Here is a 21,513-nt window from a genome sequence, read left to right on the forward strand (position 1 = left end):
GCAATCGTTTTGCAAATAACGTGACATCATGGCCGGCGTTGACGCCCATTTGCGGAAATTTACAATTTTCCGTGTTACTCCGCTTCCATGCGGGGGTTCTGCGGGGTTTCTACGGAAGTTGCACGGTTTTTCCGCGTTACTCCGCTACCATGCGGCCAAGACGCCGCGATGGCGTGATTGAGGGCCTTTTTTTCCTTTTTTTAGCCTTCTCATTGTGCCACTCCTTTTCCCTTTCCCGCCTATCGTCGCCTTACGCCGACAGGCGCAAAAAGGACGAAGGCGTCAAACGCGCCTTCGTCCTTTTCGTCAGATCATTTGCCCGCCAGCACCTGGTACCAGACGCCGCGCTTCGCGTACAGCTCGCTGCGGACTTTTTCCCATCCGCCGAGATAGCCGATATCGAACAGACCGGAAGGTTGCTTGTAACGGCTCGCGTAGCGTTCCGCCGTCTCTTCGTTCACCGGTCTGAATCCGTGCTCCGCGAACACCGCTTGCGCTTGCGCGCCTTGCATATAGGCCACGAGCGCCTCGGCCGCTTCCCGCACGCCGTGCGCGTCCGCATTGACGTCGACGACGCCGGCCGGATTCTCGATCAGGATCGTATCGTCCGGCATCACGATGTCGTAGTGCACGCCCTGCGCCACGCGGGCCAGCAGCTCGTTCTCGTAGGTGACGATCACGTCGCCGACTCCGTATTCGAACGCCGCCATCGAGGCGCGGCCGCTCTTGTCCATCGATTCGACGTTCCGGTAGACCGCCTCCAAAAAAAGTTTTGGCCGCAGCCGGGTCCTTCTTCCCCGATTCGCGTTCCGCCTGCTTCAGTCCGGCGCCGTAGATCGCGTTGATATCCCACTGCGCGCCGCCCGACACCTTCGGATTGGGGAAGAGCACTTTGACGCCGGGCTTGGCAAGATCGGCAAATCCGGCGATGCCCAGCGGATTGCCTTCCCGCGTACCCAGTACGACGATCGAGCGCGTGATCATGCCGCCCGTCCGCGTCTTTTTCCAATCCTCGCTCATGAGTCCGGCTTTGACGATCTTGTCCATGTCTCCCTCGAGCGAGAGCACGGCGACGTCCGCCTTAAAGCCGCCTACGATCGATCTGGCCTGAGTGCCCGAAGCCTCGTAGGACTCCTGGAACTTGAGCTTTTGTCCCGTTTTCGCTTCCCATTCCCGGCCGAAGGCGGGCAGAATTTCCTGCAGCGCGTCCTTCGCGACCGAGTAGGCGCCGATGACGAGCGTCGCGGTTCCCGCATCTGAAGCGGCCGCCCCTTCGCCTCCGGCCGAGGCGCCGGTCGACGACGGCGCGCCGCCGCAGCCGGCCAGCGAGATGCCGATCGTCGCGGCCAACAACCAGCCGCTCAGCCGGCTCGCGCCGCGCCGCTTTGTCCATTTGTTGCTGTTCAAGATCGCCAACCTCCCCCGCGGTGCCTGCGCAGGCTCCCGCATATGCAGCCAAGCGAACGGCAGCCCTCGCGGACTGCCGGCGACTGGATCAAATGTACACGAACATCGGGTCGGCCTTCAGCTTGTTCTCCATGACCCAGCTCTGAATATCGTTGAATAAGTACGCGCGGTGAACGAGCACCTGCACTTCGTCGCCCGGATGGAGCACTTCTTTTTCGAGGGAGCGGTAGGTCACGAGCTTAATGCCGTTGACCTCCACCTCGACGAGCCATTCGCTGCCGCGGAAGTGGATATGGCTGACGCGCCCGGCCTCCGTCGCCGAGAGCAGCTGCGCAAACTCTTCCTTGCGTCCGATCTCGATGTACTCCGGCCGGATGAGGCCCTTCGTGCCGGACGTCGCGGCCGGGTCGGAGAAGCCGCGAAGCTCGGCGATATTGTCGACGATCCGGGACTCCCCGATGAAGCCCGCGACGAAAGGCGTCTTCGGATCCTTGTAAATCTCCCACGGAGAGCCCTTCTGCTCCAGGTTGCCTTTGTTGATGATCATAATCTCGTCGGCGACTTCGATCGCTTCGTCCTGGTCGTGCGTGACGAAGATCGAAGTAATGCCCAAGCGGTCGATCATTTCGCGCAGCCAGGAGCGCAGCTCGTGCCGGATCTTGGCGTCGATCGCCGCGAACGGCTCGTCGAGCAGCAGCAGTTGCGGCTCCGGCGCGAGCGCGCGCGCGAACGCCACGCGCTGGCGCTGTCCCCCGGACAGCTGATGGGGATAGCGGGACTCGAAGCCCTTGAGGCCCGTCAGCTCGGTCAGGCTGGCGACGCGTTCCTTGATCTTCGCTTTGTTCCACTTTTTGACCTCGAGACCGAAGGCGATGTTCTCGCTCACGGTCATATGCTTGAACAGCGCGTAGTTCTGAAAGACGAAGCCGATGCCTCGTTCCTGAGGCGGCAGGTCGTTGACCCGCTGGCCGTGGAAGACGATATCGCCAGAATCGGGCGTCTCAAGGCCGGCGAGCATGCGCAGGATCGACGTCTTGCCGCCGCCGCTCGGACCGAGCAGGCCGATAAGCTGACCCTTTGCGACGCTGAAGCCAACGTCCTTGACCGCTTGAAAGCTGCCGAACGCTTTATTTAATCCCCGTACTTCGACATGCATGTTCAATGCACTTCCTTTCGGGATTTGGACCATTCCATCACGAGCAGCAATAGAACCGAGGCGGCCGCCAATACCAGTGCGACGGCATTGGCAGCCGTCAGATCGAAATTCTCGACGTCCTGATACACCAACGTCGTGGCCGTCTGCGTCTTGTTGATAATGTTGCCCGAGACGACGAGCACGGCGCCGAACTCGCCCAGGCAGCGCGCGACCGTCAGGATGACGCCGTATACGACGCTCCAGCGGATGAGCGGCCACGTGACGCGCCAGAACGTCGTCCAGGCGTACGCCCCCATCATATGGGCGGCCTCCTCCTGCTGGCTGCCGACCTCCTGCAGCACCGGCATCACCTCGCGGATGACGATCGGGAACGTGACGAACAACGTCGCGAGGATCATGCCGGGGAGCGCGTACACGACATCCACGCCGGCGCGGCCGAGCATGGCGCCGACCGCGCTGTCGGGACCGAGCAGCAGGACGATCATGAGGCCCCCGATCACGGGCGATACCGCGAAGGGCAGATCGACGATGGCGTTCATTACGGCCTTAAACCGCTTGCCGAGCCAAGTCGCGCGAACCAGATAAAGAGAAAGCATGACGCCGAAAACCGTATTGACAAAGGTGACGCTCACGGCGATGATGCCCGTCATAATGAGCGCATGCAGCGCTTCGGGCCGGGTGATGCCCGCCGAAAACCCGCTCCAGCCGTCGTCGAACGCCCCCCTGTACGATTCGCAGCAGCGGAACGATCAGCAGCACGGCGAAAATGAGCGTCGTCAGTCCGATCCACAATCTTCTGACGGTCAACGCGCTCGCCTCCTTCGGACGAAACTAACCGTCCATAAAATGAGGAGGGAAAAGGTGAGCAGCAGGACCGAAACCGCCGCGGCGCCGGCCGGATTGTCGCTCTCGATCTCGCCGAAGATATAGACGGAGGCGACGAGCGTGCGGCCGGGAATGTTGCCCGCCACCAGCACGACCGCGCCGAACTCCGCCAGCGCCCGTGAGAAGGCGAGCATAGCGCCGCTCAAGATGCCGGGCATCATGCAGGGCAGGATCACCCGGAAAAAGGTGCGCGTCTTCGAAGCGCCCATCGTATACGCCGCCTCTTCCTCCGAAGCGTCCAGCTCCTCGAGCATCGGCTGAACCGCCCGTATGACGAACGGGAACGTAACGAACACCATCGCGACGACGATCGCCGGCTCGTGAAACAGTATCGTCGTGCCGAGCGCCTCGGCGCCGCTGCCGATCCAGCTGCGGGGTCCCAGCAGCAGCAAAATCATCAAGCCGATGACCGCGGTCGGCAGCGCGAACGGCAGATCGACCAGGCTGTTGAGCAGGCTCCGTCCCGGGAACCGGTAACGAACGAGGACCCAGGCCGACAAGGTGCCGACCGCCGCGTTGACGACCGTGGAGATCGCCGCAAGCTTGATCGTGAGCAGCACGGACTTCCAGGCGAGCGCCTCCGTAATATTGTCCGCGAAAGCCTGGAAGCCGCCTGACAGCGACTGCACGTAAATGCCGGCGATCGGACAAACAATCAAAATAAAAAAAGTAAAGCATGACGGTGCTGCGAAATCCCCAGCTCCACCATCGGCTCTGCAGCATGTTGGTCACGTATGCGAACCTCCAGGATGGGCTTCAATGCCACTCCATAATTCCTATTAAATTAGTTGGTATTGCTACTTTAGCAGATCGGCCCTTGATTCGTCAACGACATTTCGGTATTTTGTCAGATAGAGAGAGCGCCCCTTGCAGAGGCGCTCGCAAAGGAGGCTGACACGATGCTGTTCAAAGAAAAGCTCCGCACGTCATCCCGGGACGAGATCGTCGATATCACCAGGCAGACCGCCGCGCTCGTCGCGCGCTCCGGCATCCAGGAAGGACTGGCCGTCGTCTATTGTCCGCATACGACCGCGGGCATCGCGATCAACGAGAACGCCGACCCCGACGTCAAGCGGGACGTTCTCATGCGGCTGGACGAGGTATACCCGTGGACGCATCCCAAATACCGTCATGCCGAAGGCAACACGGCCTCGCACCTGAAGGCGATCACGACGGGCAATTCGCAGACGGTCATCGTCAGCGGCGGCAGACTGCTGCTCGGGCGCTGGCAGGGCATTTATTTTTGCGAGTTCGACGGGCCGCGGGACCGCGAATATTTCGTTAAGGTCGTCGAAGGCTGATGGGGCAAGCCCGGCGCGGCGGATCTCGGCGTCTCGGCGGGCTTGGCGGATCGCGGCGGACTTGGCGCGGCGGATCGCGGCGGATTTGGCGCTGCTTCGGATTTGGCGCTGCTTCTGGCTCGGCGCTGCGCCGGGCGTCGCGCACGCCGTTTTGCGGACTTCGCGAACTTAAGCGAGCTGTTCCGTATAATAACGCGCCTCGCCTCTGGTCACGACGCCCTGCCCTTGCGTCAGGTCGGTCATCCAGGCTTCGAAGCGATCGGCCTCGGCTTCCTCCGGCAGGCACAACACGCGTACGCGATCGGTAAACGCGACGTCGCCGACCTTCACGCCCTTGCCGCGCAGCTCGTTCTCGAGTTTGCCGTACCACGTATAATCGACGTCGACCGCGATCTCCCGGTGCAGCACGCGGACGATCGGCCCGGCCGCATCGGTCCCGGCCACGGCGCCGTCGGTGTAAGCGCGGACGAGTCCGCCCGCTCCCAGCATGATCCCCCCGAAATAGCGCGTCACCACGACGACCGTGTTTTTCAGCCCGCGGTTCTTGAGCACCTCCAGAATCGGACGCCCGGCGGTCCCGCTCGGCTCCCCGTCGTCCAGCGCCTTCTGCCACTGGTCGCGTTCTCCGATCGTATAGGCGGAGCAATTGTGCGTGGCGTTCCAATGGCGCTTCTTGATCTCCTCGATAAAGGCGACCGCTTCTTCCTCGGTTTGCGCAGGCCTCGCGTGACCGATAAAGCGCGACTTTTTTAATGACGATCTCTTGTTCGCCGTATCCGGCGACGGTGGCGTATCTCGCCAGCATGTTCCGACTTCCTTTCCCATGGTCTTGCTCAGATGCTTGTCCTCCCAGTTTACCATGATCCCCCCATAAGGAAAAACCGCCCCGGACGAAGGTCCGAAGCGGTTGGCGCATCACCGGCGCGAGATACGCGGTAGAGGCGTTACAGGCGTGCTTCCAGCTCTTTTTTCTTCTCTTCGAAGCCGGGTTTGCCGAGCAGCGCGAACATGTTGACCTTGTAGGCTTCGACGCCCGGCTGATCGAACGGATTGACGCCAAGCAGGTAGCCGCTGACGCCGCAGGCGATCTCGAAGAAGAAGACGAGCTGGCCGAAGCTGTGCGGCGTGAGGTCCGGCAGTTGAACGACCAGATTCGGCACGTTGCCGTCCGTATGCGCCAGGATCGTGCCCTCGAATGCCTTCTTGTTCACGAAGTCCAGCGTCTTGCCCGTCAGGAAGTTGAGGCCGTCGAGATTGTCCGCGTCGCTCTGGATCTCGATCTGCTCCGACACTTCGCCGACCTGGAGCACCGTCTCGAAAATGATGCGGTTGCCCTCCTGAATGAATTGGCCCATCGAGTGCAGATCCGTGGAAAAATCGACGGAGGCCGGATAAATGCCTTTATAGTCCTTGCCTTCGCTCTCGCCGTACAGCTGCTTCCACCACTCGGACACGAAGTGCAGGCTCGGCTCGTAGTTGACGAGAATCTCGACCGTCTTGCCCTTGCGGTACAGCGCGTTGCGGATGGCGGCGTACTGGTACGCGGGGTTCTCCGCGAGATTCGGATTGTTCAGCGCGGTGGCCGCGTCCTGCGCGCCTTTCATGATCGCTTCGATGTCGATGCCCGCGGTCGCGATCGGCAGCAAGCCGACGGCCGTCAGCACCGAATAGCGTCCGCCCACGTCGTCCGGGATGACGAACGATTCGTAGCCTTCGGCGTTCGCCAGCGTCTTCAACGCGCCGCGCGCCTTGTCCGTCGTCGCGTAGATGCGCTTCTTGGCCGCTTCCTTGCCGTACTTGCGCTCGAGCGCCTCGCGGAAGATGCGGAAGGCGATCGCGGGCTCGGTCGTCGTGCCCGACTTGGAGATGACGTTGATCGACCAGTCCTTGCCTTCGAGCGCCTGCAGCAGATGCGTCACGTAGGTCGAGCTGATGTTGTTGCCTGCAAAAAAAGATTTGCGGCGTCTTGCGCTGCTCCTTGGAGAGCGTGTTGTAAAAGGAGTGCGACAGCATCTCGATGGCCGCGCGGGCGCCGAGATAGGAGCCGCCGATGCCGATGACGACGAGCGCCTCGGAGTCGGATTGAATCTGCTTCGCCGCCGCCTGGATGCGGGCGAACTCTTCTTTGTCGTAGTCGAAAGGGAGATTGATCCAGCCCAGGTAGTCCGAGCCGGTGCCCGTGCCGCTATGGAGCTGCTCGTGCGCCAGCTTCACCGCCGGAGCCAGATAGTCGATCTCGTGCTGCCCGATGAACTGCAGCGCCTTGGAATAGTCGAGCGAAATGCTTTTGGTCATTATCGTATTGCCCCTTTCAGGTTCCATCGTTCGCGTCCGGTAGGCACGTAGCTTTAGAATAACCAAATTTCGCCTTCGGTACAAGCAACCGCGACCGAGCCTGTGAGGGGCGACACGGGCGCCTGGATTGCGCGGCCCAAGCGATTATTAGAACGAACGGTACGCAGGCCAGGAACCCTGCAGCTTGCGAAGCTGGACGATCAAACGGCAAATGATGCTCGTTCTGCCGGATCGAATTGACGGCGGCGCCTTCCGGCTTCCAATCGGCCTGCTGTTCGCTCTTGCCGCCGAGATGAGCGCGTCCAGCATGTATTGCGTGTCGCCGATGAGGCCGAACGCGTCGCAGGAAATGCGTCGGCTGTGCGCGCAGCCGCGGAGGAACAGCGGCGCGCACGGGAGTCCCGCTTTTCGCGGATCAATTGACCGGCTTGCCGATCTCCATCCCGGTGCTCTCGAGTCCGACCCGCACCTGGATGCGATAGTCGATTCGCGAGAAACGCCGCGGCCAATCGCCGGACCAGGCGGCCCATCTCGCGGGCGCGTGACGGCGAAGCCAGTCCCCCGTCCCCAGCAGATCCGCCTGCATGTCCTTCAGATGCTCGATCGTATCCGCCATTCGTTCCTCTACGTACGCGGCGAGCCTGGCGTTAAAGCGCTCGATCTCCCGCTCGGTTTCCATTTTCGTGCAGGTCAGCTCCCCGATCGCGCCGTTCAGCGTGGTCTTGATCTCCAGCCTGACGGTATCTCCCCTTATTACGGGGCGAATGTGCGTCTCGGCGGCTGTCGCGTGATAGGCGTCGATACCGGCGCCGCTGGCGGGACAGGGCAGCTCGAGCACGCCTCTGACGAACCGGTTGTTCAAGATGGATAAATAGATCGAATCCGACGACGGGAGCGTGCCGATCAGCCTGCCTTCCGGGAAACGAATCACGGCCAGCCCCGCGATGCCCGCGACAGGCGGATCGCCCCGCTGCAGCACGGCATAGGGCAACGCGACGGACTTCGACTGCATCATCGAGTGAATCGTCAGCTCCAATAAGGTGAAGTCCCTCGTTTTGGCCGTATACTTCGAAGCGTTCGCTTCGGTGCTTCTGAGCTGCTGCGCGATCGTCCTTTCGATCAACGGCCGCTGTGCCAGAAACGCGCCTGCCTCGCCTTTGGTGATCAGCATCGATACCGTGCCGCGCGGTCCCTCGCCCCGCGAAAAAAAGTCGGTGAACCGTCTGATGGTCATGGCGCGGGCCGCCTTTTCCCCGATCAGGAGCACCTGCATATGGCTCCACTGCGGACGGCGCCCCAGCTCGATCGCGATGTCCTCGGAGGCGCCGAACAGCGAGCTTGAGATCGTGTCCGTATTCACGTAAGTTTGGCCGCCCTTGGACGGTGTGCCGAGCTCGGCGCCGCCGGTCGGCTTGTAGATTTGCGTCGTCATCCGAATGGCGCCGTCTTCCGTCAAATCGATCGCCGCCGCCTGTACGAAGCCCCAATCGGTCAGCTCGTGACCGCTCCAGCAGCCGCCCGTCCATAACGGCAAACTAAGCACGGTTATCCAACGCAGCAGCCGCCTCATCGTTGCTCCCTTCTGTCCTGGGCGCCCGCATGCAGCTTCCGGTTGCGGGGCGAGCGCATCAACGCGATGAGCGGCGCGCGGACGAACACGTCCCGAAGGTCCCGAAGCTTCAGCGGCGCGAGGGAGGACAAGTATGGCTGGCCCAACGTTTCCAGGCAGCACAGATGCAGCAGGATAAAGATAAAGCCGAGCATGAGCCCGTATCCGCCCATGAAGCTGGCGGCGAGGATCAGCGGGAAACGCAGCAAGCCGGATCGCGATCGCCATCTCGTAGTGCGGAATGGCGAACGACGCGATGCCCGTCAGCGCGACGACGATGACCATGATCGGAGAAGCGATCTTCGCCATGATCGCCGCCTGGCCGATGACCAGCGCCCCGACGATGCTGACCGCGGAGCCGACGGGTCTCGGCAGCCGTATGCCGGCTTCGCGGAGTAGCTCGAAGGACGTCTCCATAATAAGCGCCTCGACGATCGCGGGAAACGGGATCCCCTCCCGCGCATCCAGAATGGCGAGCAGCAGGATGTTCGGGATCAGTTCCGGGTGAAAGGTGGACATGGCCACGTACGCGCTCGGCAGCGTAAGCGCGATCGCGAAGGCGAGAAGGCGGAGCTGACGGATCATCGTCGCGTACGCCGTGCGGACGTAATAATCCTCGCTCGTGGAGAAGAAGTCGACGAATAGCGCCGGACAGATGAGGATCATCGGCGAATTGTCGGTCAGCACGAGAATTTTCCCGTCCAGAAGCGATGCCGCCGCCGTGTCGGTACGCTCCGTATAGCGGTGCTGGGGAAACGGCGACCAGGCGGAGTCCTGGATCGCATCCTCGACGAACGACGTGTCCAGCACCTCGTAAGGCGCGATCCGGCCGATCCGCTCGCGGAATTCGGCCAGCATTTCCCCATTGACAGTGCCGTCCAAATAGGCAAAAGCGATGTCCGTCCGAAGCACCGGGCCCGCCGTGACATACTCGATTTTCAACCGGGAAGTGCCTACCCGCTGGCGCAGCATGCCCAGATTGATCGGCAGTGTCTCCACCGTGCCTTCTCGGGGCCCTTGGACCGAAGGCTCGCTTACCGGCTCCGTCACCTGCCGCTTCGTCAATCCGGCGCTCCTGAAGCCGGCCGCTTGCGTCCAGCCTTCGGCGATCACAAACAAATACCCCTGCCAAATCTTTTCCTCGATCGCGTTCCATTCGTCGAACAGCTCGGCCTGATGGCGCGCTCCCGCTTCGCGCAAGCGGAATTCGCAATCGGGCGCCGCCGAAGGGACGCCGGCAAATTCATTCAGCAGCGGTTCGGCCAGCAGCGTCCGGATCCGCCGGCTCTCCTGCTCGTCCATGAGCGACGAACAATAGACGATGAGCGCGACCGCTTCTTGCTCCGGTCCGTCGCCCAGCGGGATAATGGACACGTCCTGGCACCGGTCGAACAAGGCGCGGGCTTTCGCCCGATTCGCGCGCAGCTCCCTCGCCAGCGCCGTTTCGGATGCCTTTTTCGTCACCTTGGCGCGCCTCCTTTCCGTTATCCGGTTAAGCCCCTTTCCCCGCTCCCCGTATCGCGGTCATCCCGGCATGAAGCGTCAGAAACGCTCCGCCTACCAACAGCACCGCAAACGGCCAAATGACGTAAACCTGCGAGAAAAAGTCCGCAGGACTATCGAAAAGCGTCAAGGACAAGAAGAAGCACATCAGCGCTAACGGGTAGACGGCCGTCCGTTCGTCCTTGAACGGCAGCCAGCCTTTGACGATCAGATTCAACATGTACAGATAGACCGTCGCCTTCATGTACGACCCCAGAATCAGGGCGATGCCTACGATCGACTCGGTACGTTCCATCATATCGCCGATATGGATCTCGCTCGCCAGCTTGAACAGCGAATAAATAAAAACGTCCGAAGCGGGACCGAAAGCCATGCTCGAGCACAGAACGGCCAAAATCAGCAGCGCCGCGGCAAGCGCATAGCCCTTGTACAGCTTGGCCCGCCAAGGCGCGGCGCCAGGCGCCGCGGGCACGAGGTGAATGAGCAGGACGTAGAGAAAGATCTCCCCGAACGGGAAGCCCGCCGTCAACAATATGCCGTGTAACACCGGCCTGGCCATCTCGCGCGGCCATATCGGCAGCAGCATGCCGGAATGATACAGCGGGATCGCCAGGACGAGGACGGCCGAGATAAACGCGACCATGACCGTCAGCAGCAGCACGAACATGCGGGCGGTTACTTTGATGCCCGCCCGTACCGTCGCAGCGGCGGCGAACAGACTCGTGGCATTGAAGATATACGCAGGCGTCTCCTTCATCATCACGCCGCTGAAAAAGTCGCCGATCCCCGAAACGATCGCGGAGACGGCGAATAACAGCATCAGCAGCACGATCAAAAACATCAGGCCGGAGACGGGCTTGCCGAACAGCGCCACGCTGTACTCCAATATGCTGCGGCCCCGATGAGCGCGGTTCAGGTATATGACGGCGGCAAGCATGAGCGCGCCGAAGACGGCGGCGAGCGAGGCCGATATCCAGGCATACTGCCCCGCGAAATGGGCCAAGGGATGCGGAATGAAGACGATCGAGGAGCCCAGCGTCGTGGCGATGATCAGAACGGACATTTGACCGGGCGTGATTTGTTCCGTTCGCCCGGTCATCCGTGCCCGCCGCTCGACAGGAGCCGATCGAGCGCCGTCGCCGGCGTCTTCAGCAGCAGGCCCATCAACTCGGGAAGGCTCGGCCAATCGGCCTGTTTCACGTAGATCGCGTCTTGATACAAGACGGGGAGCATGAGCAGCGCGAAAGCCCACAGTTCCCTCCCCCGCATTTTTTTGATCGAGGCGCCTTGGGCGACGGCGAGCGCCGCGAACAGCACCACGCTAAATCCGAGCCGTACAGTCATCCGAAGGTCGCCTCCCCGGTTCCAGCTTGCTGGTTCTCTTTCCTAATGTTTGAACGACAGGTTCTTTTTATTCGCGGACAGCGTCAAAAAAAGCCTTCAAGCGCGCGCCGGTTAATGGTCGCTCGCTCGAAGGCTTATAGAGTTGGAAACAATCAAACGCGTTTGATGCGCCAGGTGGCGCTTTGGAAGTCGCCCTCAAGCCGCGGTACCGGAAGTCCGGCATACATCAACTGGTCGCCGCCGAACCGTTCGCCGGTGCCGGCGATCTCATAATCCGCGTTCGGGTCGAGTCCGGCGAGGCGCAGCCAATCGATCGGCGCATTCGGCTGGGCGAGCACGCGGAAAAACGCGACGAACGCTTCGGACTTGTCGGCGGAAACGACCGTCCATGCCGTGTCGTTGCCCTCGAACGGGCTCTTCAGGCGATACAGGTCTCCGAATTGTACGAGCTCGCGCAGCTCCTTGTATGCCGTTACCTGCGCCTTCACTTCTTCCTTTTCCTCCGGCGTGAACTTGGTCAGGTCCAGCTCGTAGCCGAAGTTGCCGGACATGGCCACGTCGCCGCGCATCTTGAGCGACGTCACGCGGTGCACCTGATGATTCGGGACGGCCGATACGTGGGCGCCCATCGAGCTGATCGGGTACACCAGGCTCGTCCCGTACTGGATCTTCAACCGGCAGACGGCATCCGAGTTGTCGCTCGTCCACGTCTGCGGCATGTAATGCAGCATCCCCGGGTCGAACCGGCCGCCGCCGCCGGAGCAGCTCTCGAACAGAATGTGCGGGAACCGCGACGTGATCGTCTCGAGCACGCGGTACAGGCCGAGCATGTAACGGTGCGCCGTCTCGCGCTGGCGCTCGGGCGGCAGCAGCGCGGACCCGATCTCCGTCATGTTGCGGTTCATGTCCCACTTGACGTAGGCGATCGGCGCGGAGGCCAGTACGCCGCCCACCGTATCGATGATATAGTCGCACACGTCCTCGCGCGACAGATCGAGGATCAGCTGGCGGCGGCCCTGCGTCCGTCTGCGGCCTTCAACGTGAAGGCACCAGTCCGGGTGCGCGCGGTACAGGTCGCTGTCCGGCGAGATCATCTCCGGCTCGAACCAGAGTCCGAACTGAAGGCCGTGCGCGTTTACCCGTTTCGCCAGATCGTCCAGCCCCTGCGGGAGCTTCTTCAGGTCGACCTTCCAGTCGCCCAGCGACGTCGTATCGTCGTTGCGATAGCCGAACCAGCCGTCGTCGAGCACGAACAGCTCGATGCCGAGTCTTGCGCCCTCCTCCGCGATCGCGGCGATCTTGTCCGCGTCGAAGTCGAAGTAGGTCGCCTCCCAGTTGTTGACGAGCACGGGACGCGTACGGTCGCGGAATTCGCCGCGGGAGAGACGGCTGCGATACAGCCGGTGATATGTCCTGCTCATGCCGCCGAGCCCTTCGTTCGAGTAGACGAGCACGGCTTCGGGCGCCTGGAACGATTGGCCCGGCTCGAGCAGCCATTCGAAGTCGAACGGATTGATGCCGATCGATACGCGCGTCGTGCGGAATTGGTCCACCTCGGCGGAGGCGGCGAAGCTGCCGCTGTAGACGAGGCTGAAGCCGTAGGCGTCGCCCTGCTCTTCGTCCGCGTTCGGCGATACCAGCGCGACGAACGGATTGTGCTGGTGGGAGCTGGAGCCGCGGCGGCTCTCGATGCCCTGCTGGCCCTGCACGAGCGCTCTGCGCGAGAGGTTTCGCTCGTTCGCCCAAGCGCCGTTCAGGTGCACCAGCTCGTATTCGTCGTTGTTAAAATCGACGCTGGCGCTCAGCGCGCGGCGAATGCGAACGGAGTCGGCGCTTTCGTTGACGTAACGGACCGAGCGGGCGATCGCGTCCGAATCGCGGAACGTCGTATAGCTCAGAACGGCGATCAAGCCGGAAAACGAATCATGCAGCGTCAGCTCCAGCGTTTCGGCCTCGCCGTCGGACTCCGCATAGGTGGCGGGAAGTCCTTCGAGCTTGGGCTTGCCGGCGAAAATGCGGTGTTCGCGGTAGACGAGCTCGGCGACGGTCGTGCCGTCGGAAAGGGCGAATTGATAAGCCGGACTGCGGAAATCGCCCGAGCCGTAGCCCGGATATTCCTGAAGCAGCGCGTCGAGCGACAGCGACGGCTTGTCCGGATTCGGCGTCGGGCTGAAGCTTGCGCGCTCGCGCAGCGTCAGACCGCCCGGCCACGAAGCGTTGCGAAGCCTGGGTCCCCAATACACGTGCGAGGGGTAAAGGCCTTCGACGATCGTAATGATGTAGCTCGAATGCGGCGTCTGCAGATGAAACGTCTGACGCTCCCGGTCGAATGAAATCGCCATTTCGGCCTCCTAAAGTGTGTTGGTCTATCCAGATAGCATACCGGAATCGAATATGCGGATACATGGAATAAAGACGCTTTAATATGTTTTTATGTGACGAACGTACGGTGGGAGGCTACAATTGCAGCTATGGCGTGGCGATCGCCCTTTTCGCGGACATCCTTTTCACGGGCATCCACTTCTCCTATAATGAAAGAATCGGATTCAACCCTGGGAGGGAAATCAATATGCCAACGATCGCATTTATCGGACTCGGCACGATGGGTCTGCCTATGGCCGCGAACCTGCTCCGCAAGTCCTATCAGGTCGTCGTCTACAACCGTACGCCCGGCAAGGCCGGGCAGCTGCTCGAGCTCGGCGCGGAAGAAGCCGCTACGCCGCTGGCGGCGGCACGCGGCGCCGACGTCGTCCTGACGATGATCAGCAACGATGCGGCCGTAGAGGAAGTTTATTACGGGACCGAAGGCGTGTTCGCCGGCATTAAACCGAACACCGTGCTTATCGATAGCAGCACGATATCCCCTGCGCTCGCCCGGCGGCTCGCGCAAGATGCCGCGGACGCGTTTTGCGATTTCCTCGACGCGCCGGTGACCGGGAGCAAGCCCGCGGCCATCGACGGCACGCTTCTGTTCATGGCCGGCGGCGACGCGCGGGTCGTCGAAGATCAGAAGCCGCTGCTGCTGTCCATGGGCCGCGAGGATTATATATGGGGCCTGGCGGCAGCGGAGCGGCGGCGAAGCTCGCCCACAATACGATCGTAGGCATCAACGCCGCCGGCCTCGTCGAAGGCATGGCCATCGCGGCCAAGGCGGGCATCGACGCTTCCTCCTTCCTGCGCGTCGTGCAGGGCGGCGGCGCGGCGAGCAAGCAGGCCGATCTCAAGGGCGCCAAGATCATCGACCACGACTTCAGCGTTCAGTTCTCGCTGGCTTTGATGCTCAAGGATCTGAAGCTATCCTCCGTCTTGACAGACGGCCTCGGCGTGCCGACGCCGATGCTCGAGGCGTCCAAAAGCCTGTTCCAGGCTGGTGCGGCGGCCGGCTATGGCGAAGAGGATCTCGCCGCGCTGGCCAAGCTGTACGAGCAGTGGATCGGCGGACGAATCGGCGGGCGTAACGGCGCGGATGAAGAAGTATCCGCTGCCGCATCGGTTCTGGAAGCGGAGGCGGATTCCGAATCGGATGCGGATTCGGACTCGGATCGCCGCAAGAAAAAGCGCGTGGCCTTGAACATTCCGCTCATGATCTCCATCTACCAATGGGAGCAAGCCGGATCGTTCGCAGGCCAGAACGCCGACGCCGTGCTGAACGACGTGTCCGAGGACGGCTTGCAGGTCGCGACCACCATCCCGCTCGAAAAGGACATGTTCGTCGTCATCCACTTCCAGCAGGATACCAGTCTGCCGCCGATGACGGCCCGCATCATTCGCATCGAGCGCAAGGAAGGGCTGTTCCACTACGGCTGCCTGTTGTCGGGACTGGCCCTGTATCAGCGCCTTCAGCTCAAGGAATATATCGAGTCGCACGCCTGATCCCGCGCGATCCGCGAAGAGAAGTAAAAACGGCCAGGCCGTCCTTTAATGATAGCCATACGTTGGATCGGAGACGATTCAGATGCTTTAAAGCGAAGCTTATGCTCTCTGATCCGGTCCAAAATCCGCCTTCGGCCTCCTGCTTGCACACTGAGCATTGGGATATCTCCACCTCCACATCGCTTAGCGAACGGACCGGGGGGGGCGTTATTTTTAATCCGAATGCGATTTGAGGTCCTTTCCCGGACCCAGGCGCCTCTATTGCGGGTTTGTCGGCGTTTTTCAGCCATGATCCGAATGAATAACGTCACTCCGGTCCGATCGATTGCAATTAGGACCGGGTTATTCAGAAATAACGTCTTTTGGGTCCGATGCTGGCGAGTGAAGCCGCGATTTGTTCAAAAAAAAGCCTTCGGCGCGATGATGCGCCGAAGGCTTTTTTTTGCTGACATGCTCCTGCGTTGAAGCTTGAGCTTAAGCGTCCAGGTACGAGCAGACATAGTCCGCGACTTGCGTGACCTTCAGCTTGAACTTGGCGTTCGCAGGCACGGTGAACTCGCCTGTGCCGGAGATCGAGATCCACTCCTCGCTGCCCGGCAGTTGAACGGTCAGCTCGCCGGCCAGAATTTCCATGACTTCCTTCTGGTCCGTGCCGAACTCGTACTCGCCCGGCAGCATGATGCCCAGCGTCTTGCGGGTGCCGTCGGCGAACTTGACCGTACGGCTCGTTACCTTGCCGTCGAAGTAGATGTTGGCTTGTTTGACGACGCTGACTTGATCGAATTGGGACATGGGTATGACAGCCTCCTGGTCGTGGTTTGAGATCGTTTTAACTTGCTTTTGAACTTGGATCTGCTACTCGAGATTAAAAGGTTGAGGTCCGAGGCGCGGGCGCGATTCTTTGCCCATGCCACGCGCTAACGCGCCTTCGCCGCAAAAAGCCGGCCGCCCGTAAAGGGGGGCCGGCTCCGCGCGCGGAGCGCGCTTCGGACCGGCGGATGGCGATCGCTGACCGCCGATTGCGCCTCGTCCGCGATCAGATCAACTTGCGGAATTGCTCCACGACGTTCTCGACCGTAAAGCCGTATTCCTTGATAACACGGTCGCCGGGCGCGGATGCGCCGAAGGTGGAGATGCCAAGCACGGCGCCGCCGTCGCCGACATAGCGCTCCCAGCCGAACGGCGAAGCCATCTCGATCGCAAGACGCGCCTTGGCGCCCTTCGGCAGCACGCTTTCGCGATATTCCGCGGACTGCGCCTCGAACAGATCCCAGCTCGGCAGGCTGACGACGCGGACGTGAATACCTTGCTCGGCCAGCGCCTTTTGGGATGCGACCGCCAGCTGCACTTCAGAACCGGTAGCGATCAGGATGCCCTGCGCTTCGCCGGCCGCTTCGGACAACACGTAGCCGCCCTTCTTGATGCTCTCGCGTGCAAGCTCGGCCGTGCCTTCGAGGATCGGCAGATTCTGGCGCGTCAGGACGAGCGCGACCGGATTGCCGGTGTTCTCGAGCGCATAAGCCCAAGCCGCGGAGGTCTCGTTGCCGTCCGCGGGACGCAGTACGGTCAGTCCCGGAATAACGCGAATGGAAGCAAGCTGCTCGATCGGCTCGTGCGTCGGTCCGTCTTCGCCGACAGCGATCGAATCGTGCGTCAGAACGTAGACGACAGGCTGGCCCATGATCGACGCCAGGCGCACGGCCGGGCGCAGATAGTCGGTGAAGACGAAGAACGTGCCGCCGTACACGCGAAGACCGCCATGCAGCGAGATGCCGTTCATCGCGGCCGCCATGCCGAACTCGCGGACCCCGAAGTAAATGTTGCGGCCGCTGTAGTCGTCCGCGGTATAAACCGGCAGACCCTTCAGATGCGTCATCGTGGAGCTTTCCAGGTCGGCGGAGCCGCCCACGAGGTTCGGCACGTTTTTCGCAAGGCCGTTCAGGGCGTTGCCCGAAGCGACGCGCGTCGAGAGCGGCTTGTCCTCCGTCGTGTACTTCGGCAGCTCGGCGTCCCAGCCTTGCGGCAGCTTGCGCGCGAGCGCATCCTCGAACTGCCGGGCCAGCTCGGGATGAGCGGACTTGTACTTGCCGAACAGCGCTTCCCAAGCCGCGTAAGCCTGTTCGCCGCGGCTCTTCACTTCCGCGAAGTGGCTGCGCACTTCATCCGGCACGAAAAATTCGGGATGATCCCATTCGTAGAACGTCTTCGTCAGCTTCGCTTCTTCCGTGCCCAGCGGCGAGCCGTGCGGACCTGCGTGGCCGCCTTTGCCGCCTTTGTTCGGAGAGCCGTAGCCGATGACGGTCTTCACTTCGATCAACGTCGGCTTGCTCGTCTCGGCTTGCGCTTCGGCGATCGCCTTGGCCAGCGCGGCCAGGTCGTTGCCGTCTTCTACGCGCAGCACTTGCCAGCCATAGCCGTCGAAGCGCTTGGCCACCGACTCGGAGAAGGACAGGGAGAGCTCGCCGTCCAGCGAAATGTCGTTCGAATCGTAAAGGACGACCAGTTTGCCGAGCTTCAGGTGGCCGGCGAGCGATGCGGATTCGGAGGAGATCCCTTCGGAAAGGTCGCCGTCGCCGCAGATCGAATACGTGAAGTGGTTGATCAAATCAAACCCTTCGCGGTTGTATGTAGCGGACAATTGCGCTTCCGCCATCGCCATGCCGACGGCCATCGCGATCCCTTGGCCCAGCGGACCGGTCGTCGCGTCTACGCCGGCCGTGTGGCCGAATTCCGGATGTCCGGGCGTCTTGGAGCCCCACTGGCGGAAGTTCTTAAGCTCTTCGATCGGCAGATCGTAGCCCGAGAGGTGCAGCAGCGAGTACAGCAGCATGGAGCCGTGGCCCGCGGACAGGACGAAGCGGTCGCGGTCGATCCAGCTCGGCTGGGAAGGATTGTGCTTCATCGCCTTGGCGAACAGCTGATAACCCATCGGCGCAGCGCCCATCGGCATGCCGGGATGTCCGGACTTCGCCTTTTCGATTGCGTCGATCGCAAGCGTGCGGATCGTCGTAACGGAAAGCTGCTCGATCGTATTTGCGTTTACTGTCATTATGGTAACGACCTCCTCTATCTGCAGTGCGTAGTTATTATGCGTTAATTCGTTAAATCGCCGTTGTTCAGCCTTGCCTATTGTAACACGGGGGGTTGCCTGTTTTCCACAGAACTTGTACGGACAAGTGAATATTTTCCGCGTCGCGCAAGTCCGCATTTCGCGCGGCGCGGACTTGCGATTATCGTTTTCATAGTCTTGAGGCATTAAATGAAAGCGACCGTCTTGTTCTGGTAGACGACCAGCCTGTCTTCGATATGCCATTTCACCGCTCGGGCGAGCACGATCCGCTCGATGTGGCGTCCCATGCGCTTCAGTTCGTCTACGTTGTTGCGGTGGCTGACGCGTTGTACGTCCTGCTCGATGATCGGACCCGCGTCGAGCTCGGCGGTCACGTAATGCGCCGTCGCGCCGATCAGCTTGACCCCGCGGTCGTAAGCCTGGTGATACGGCTTGCCGCCGACGAACGCAGGCAGGAAGGAATGATGGATATTGATGATCCGGTTCGTGAAGTGCTCGATGAACTTCGGCGTTATAATCTGCATGTATCTGGCTAGAATAACCAGATCGACCTTGCCTGCGGTCAGCTCCAGTTGGCGCCGCTCGGCTTCGGCTTTGGTCTCGGGCGTGACCGGAATATGGTGGAACGGAATGCCGAACGACTCGACGAGCCCCCGCATGTCGTCGTGGTTGCTGACGACCATGCTGATCTCGGCGTCGAGATCCCCGGCCTGCCATTGCCAGAGCAGCTCGAGCAGACAATGATCCTCGCGTGAGACGAAGATGGCGAGACGCTTGCGTCGCACCGCGCGATAGACGCTCCAGCGCATCTCGAACCGGTCGGCGATCCGGGTGAAGTCCTCCTGCAGCGCCGGCAGGTTCTGCTCGAGATCGGCAAGATCGAAGGCGATGCGCATGAAAAACATGCCGCTCGCCGGATCGGTCGTGTATTGATCCGACTGAAGAATGTTGGCGCCCTTCTCGTAAAGAAATTGCGAAACGGCGGCGACGATTCCCGGCCGGTCGGGACAGGAGATCAGCATGCGGGCGCGATTCGCGTTCTCTTCGCGTCCTTTGCTGTCCTGGTGTTGGTAGACGTTCTGGGTCATGACGGGTTCCTCTGCCTCTCTATGCGATTGCTTCATTCTTTACTGTATCTCGAAGACGGCGGCTTATACCTTGGCGAGCCATTCTCGTCCGGCGAGATAGGCCGTCAGGCGCTGATTCACGGCCTCTTCGCTATAATCGCCAGACAGCGCGCGATGCTCCATCGCGAGGTCGTACAGACGCTCCAGCGGCTCGCGCGGATCCGCCTTGCGCGCCTTCGCGTCGGACTTCAGCAGTTCCCAGGTGTTCAGCACGAAGGCGCGATGGTCGATGTCCTGCTTGCCGAAGAAATGATGCAGACGCTCCACGTCCTCGAGGAACTCGCCTCCGAAGCGAACGTCGACGTCGCCGCGCAGCAGCGCGATCTCGGCTTCGTACATCGGACGCTCCTTGCCGGCGTTTTTGCCGATCCAGGGCGTTTCGAGTATAAATGGCTTGCCGGCCAGCGCGGGATGGCTTACGACATTGTTGATCGCATCGTACCCGATCCAGCCGGAGCCGATCGGCGTATGGCGGTCCTTGCCCGCGCCGCGCGGGTTTTTGCTGTCGTTCAAGTGGACGACGGCGATGCGATCGAGACCGATGACGCTGTCGAACGACTTCAGTACGCCGTCCAGATCGTCGACGATATCGTATCCAGCGTCGTGCACGTGGCATGTGTCGAGACAGATCGTGATGCGGCCGTTGTCGTGCACGCGTTCGATGATGGCGGCGAGTTCCTCGAAGCTGCGGCCGATCTCGGTGCCTTTGCCGGCCATCGTCTCCAAGGCGATGTTCACGTTCGTATGTTTGGTTGCTTCCAGTACTTCGTTGAGCCCTTCCGCGATGCGGGCAATGCCGTACTCCGCGTCTTTATCCGTATACGCGCCCGGGTGAAGCACGATGTTGTTCACGCCGATCGCGTCGGTCCGGCGGACTTCCTCCTGCAGGAAGTTGACGGCGAGCTCGAACGTGTCTTCCTTATAAGAACCGAGGTTCACGATGTAAGGCGCATGGACGACGATCTCGCCGATTCCCGCGGCCGTCATCGCCTCTTTTCCCTCGGGAATGTACAGGCTCTCGATGGGCTTGCGCCTCGTATTCTGCGGCGCTCCCGTATAAATCATAAATGAGCTGGAGCCGTAGGACTTGGCTTCGTCCGTCGCCGTCAGCAATCCCTTGTCCGAAAAGGACACGTGGGAACCGATCTTCAGCATGGCTTTACTCCCCTCCGTATGCGGCGCCCGGCGCTGCCGGACCCGTCCCTTTAAATCAAAGTCTATTGTAGCGCGAACCTCGAAATAAATCTAGAAGACCGTAACCCGGGCAGCGAGCGTGCGCCCCTTGCAAAATGCCGCTCAAGAAGGCGAATCTCGGCCGGAAAGCTTGCGGTCGACGTCAGGGAGAACGTTGCGAAAATCCGATGACGGCTTTTCTCTTTTGCGGGACAGACTGGTAGAAATACGATATAATTTCGGGAGCGAGGTGAACGCAAAATGAAATCCAGTCCCGATTGGTTTATGTACTTTATCGCTTTTTGGGGCGTCGTGCTGGTCGTTTTCATGAGCATCGGCGGCTTTTTCATGTTTCGCAAATTCCTGAAGGTGCTCCCTAAGGCCGACGGCAAGTCCAAGCTCGACTGGCAGAACCATTGGGTCGAGCTCAGCCGGCCGCTTTGGAACGACGAGTCGAAGGCGATGCTGGACAAACTGGTTTCGCCTGTTCCGAACGCCTTCCGCGACATCGCCAAGCACTCGATCGCCGCGCAGATCGGGCAGCTCGCCGTCGAGAGCGGCGAAGGAAGCGTGACCGAGGAACACTGCATTAAAGGCTATATTATGGCGACGCCCAAGCGCGACCATGCCTTCTTAATCAACTTTTTTGGACAGCAACGGGATCGATTATTCGCCGTACGCCCATCTGCTCCATACGGAAAAACCGAAACCTTTGGCACCTCCCGTCGTCTAACTTAAGGAGCGGCTCGTCCGGACAGGGCGGCCGCACG

The 21,513-nt window shown here is 61.2% G+C and carries 11 protein-coding genes and 7 pseudogenes; 4 read left to right on the top strand and 14 right to left on the bottom strand.

The window, feature by feature from the left end:
* Positions 1-311: 311 nt before the first annotated feature.
* From OMP40_RS02005 to cysT, 4 genes and pseudogenes are all read right to left on the bottom strand, one after another.
* Positions 312-1,449: pseudogene (locus OMP40_RS02005) on the bottom strand (sulfate ABC transporter substrate-binding protein).
* Between the two features lie 46 nt (positions 1,450-1,495).
* A complete protein-coding gene (locus OMP40_RS02010) occupies positions 1,496-2,563 on the bottom strand; it encodes a sulfate/molybdate ABC transporter ATP-binding protein (protein ID WP_277528729.1) in 1,068 nt (355 codons plus the stop codon).
* A gap of 2 nt (positions 2,564-2,565) precedes the next feature.
* A pseudogene (locus tag OMP40_RS02015) lies at positions 2,566-3,370 on the bottom strand (sulfate ABC transporter permease subunit).
* Positions 3,367-4,180, bottom strand: a pseudogene (gene cysT / locus OMP40_RS02020) (sulfate ABC transporter permease subunit CysT). The pseudogenes OMP40_RS02015 and cysT overlap by 4 nt, the downstream one beginning before the upstream one ends.
* A 167-nt stretch (positions 4,181-4,347) precedes the next feature.
* Here cysT and OMP40_RS02025 point away from each other — a divergent pair.
* The gene (locus OMP40_RS02025; protein ID WP_277528731.1) at positions 4,348-4,749 is read left to right on the top strand and encodes a secondary thiamine-phosphate synthase enzyme YjbQ; all 402 of its coding nucleotides are present in this window, start codon (positions 4,348-4,350) and stop codon (positions 4,747-4,749) included.
* Positions 4,750-4,917: 168 nt separating this feature from the next.
* Here OMP40_RS02025 and OMP40_RS02030 read toward each other — a convergent pair.
* From OMP40_RS02030 to OMP40_RS02065, 6 genes and pseudogenes are all read right to left on the bottom strand, one after another.
* Positions 4,918-5,554: pseudogene (locus OMP40_RS02030) on the bottom strand (YigZ family protein).
* Between the two features lie 139 nt (positions 5,555-5,693).
* Positions 5,694-7,044, bottom strand: a pseudogene (locus tag OMP40_RS02035) (glucose-6-phosphate isomerase).
* A gap of 415 nt (positions 7,045-7,459) precedes the next feature.
* Positions 7,460-10,117: a Ger(x)C family spore germination protein gene (locus OMP40_RS43025; protein ID WP_459076899.1), complete on the bottom strand. Its 2,658-nt coding sequence runs from the start codon at positions 10,115-10,117 to the stop codon at positions 7,460-7,462.
* 28 nt (positions 10,118-10,145) lie between these two features.
* Positions 10,146-11,255, bottom strand: a complete 1,110-nt coding sequence (locus OMP40_RS02055; protein WP_277528732.1) for a GerAB/ArcD/ProY family transporter — start codon at positions 11,253-11,255, stop codon at positions 10,146-10,148.
* A complete protein-coding gene (locus OMP40_RS02060; protein ID WP_277528733.1) occupies positions 11,252-11,500 on the bottom strand; it encodes a hypothetical protein in 249 nt (82 codons plus the stop codon). Before OMP40_RS02060 ends, OMP40_RS02055 begins: the two co-directional genes overlap by 4 nt.
* A gap of 152 nt (positions 11,501-11,652) precedes the next feature.
* Positions 11,653-13,842 carry an alpha-galactosidase gene (locus OMP40_RS02065; RefSeq protein ID WP_277528734.1) on the bottom strand — a complete coding sequence of 730 codons (2,190 nt, stop codon included), beginning with the start codon at positions 13,840-13,842 and terminating at the stop codon, positions 11,653-11,655.
* A gap of 227 nt (positions 13,843-14,069) precedes the next feature.
* Here OMP40_RS02065 and OMP40_RS02070 point away from each other — a divergent pair.
* Both OMP40_RS02070 and OMP40_RS02075 read left to right on the top strand, forming a co-directional pair.
* Positions 14,070-14,956 (top strand): annotated as a pseudogene (locus OMP40_RS02070) (NAD(P)-dependent oxidoreductase); the annotation flags it as partial.
* A 126-nt stretch (positions 14,957-15,082) separates the two neighbouring features.
* Positions 15,083-15,373, top strand: coding sequence for a PilZ domain-containing protein (locus tag OMP40_RS02075; RefSeq protein WP_277529219.1), 291 nt, complete (start codon positions 15,083-15,085; stop codon positions 15,371-15,373).
* 474 nt (positions 15,374-15,847) lie between these two features.
* Here OMP40_RS02075 and ppnP read toward each other — a convergent pair whose 3' ends face one another.
* From ppnP to OMP40_RS02095, 4 genes are all read right to left on the bottom strand, one after another.
* Complete coding sequence (gene ppnP / locus OMP40_RS02080; RefSeq protein WP_090114161.1) at positions 15,848-16,165, bottom strand: pyrimidine/purine nucleoside phosphorylase; 318 nt, start codon at positions 16,163-16,165, stop codon at positions 15,848-15,850.
* Positions 16,166-16,409: 244 nt separating this feature from the next.
* Entirely contained in the window at positions 16,410-18,422 is a 2,013-nt protein-coding gene (gene tkt, locus OMP40_RS02085; protein WP_277528736.1) for a transketolase, read from the bottom strand.
* 206 nt (positions 18,423-18,628) lie between these two features.
* Positions 18,629-19,531: a formyltetrahydrofolate deformylase gene (purU, locus tag OMP40_RS02090; protein ID WP_277528737.1), complete on the bottom strand. Its 903-nt coding sequence runs from the start codon at positions 19,529-19,531 to the stop codon at positions 18,629-18,631.
* A gap of 63 nt (positions 19,532-19,594) precedes the next feature.
* Positions 19,595-20,725: a deoxyribonuclease IV gene (locus OMP40_RS02095; protein ID WP_277528738.1), complete on the bottom strand. Its 1,131-nt coding sequence runs from the start codon at positions 20,723-20,725 to the stop codon at positions 19,595-19,597.
* Positions 20,726-21,004: 279 nt separating this feature from the next.
* Between OMP40_RS02095 and OMP40_RS02100 the strand changes: the two are divergent.
* Positions 21,005-21,476, top strand: a pseudogene (locus OMP40_RS02100) (DUF2621 domain-containing protein).
* Positions 21,477-21,513: the final 37 nt, after the last annotated feature.

This window comes from Cohnella rhizosphaerae, from assembly GCF_029525575.1.
In the GTDB taxonomy this organism is placed as follows: Bacteria; Bacillota; Bacilli; order Paenibacillales; family Paenibacillaceae; genus Cohnella; species Cohnella rhizosphaerae.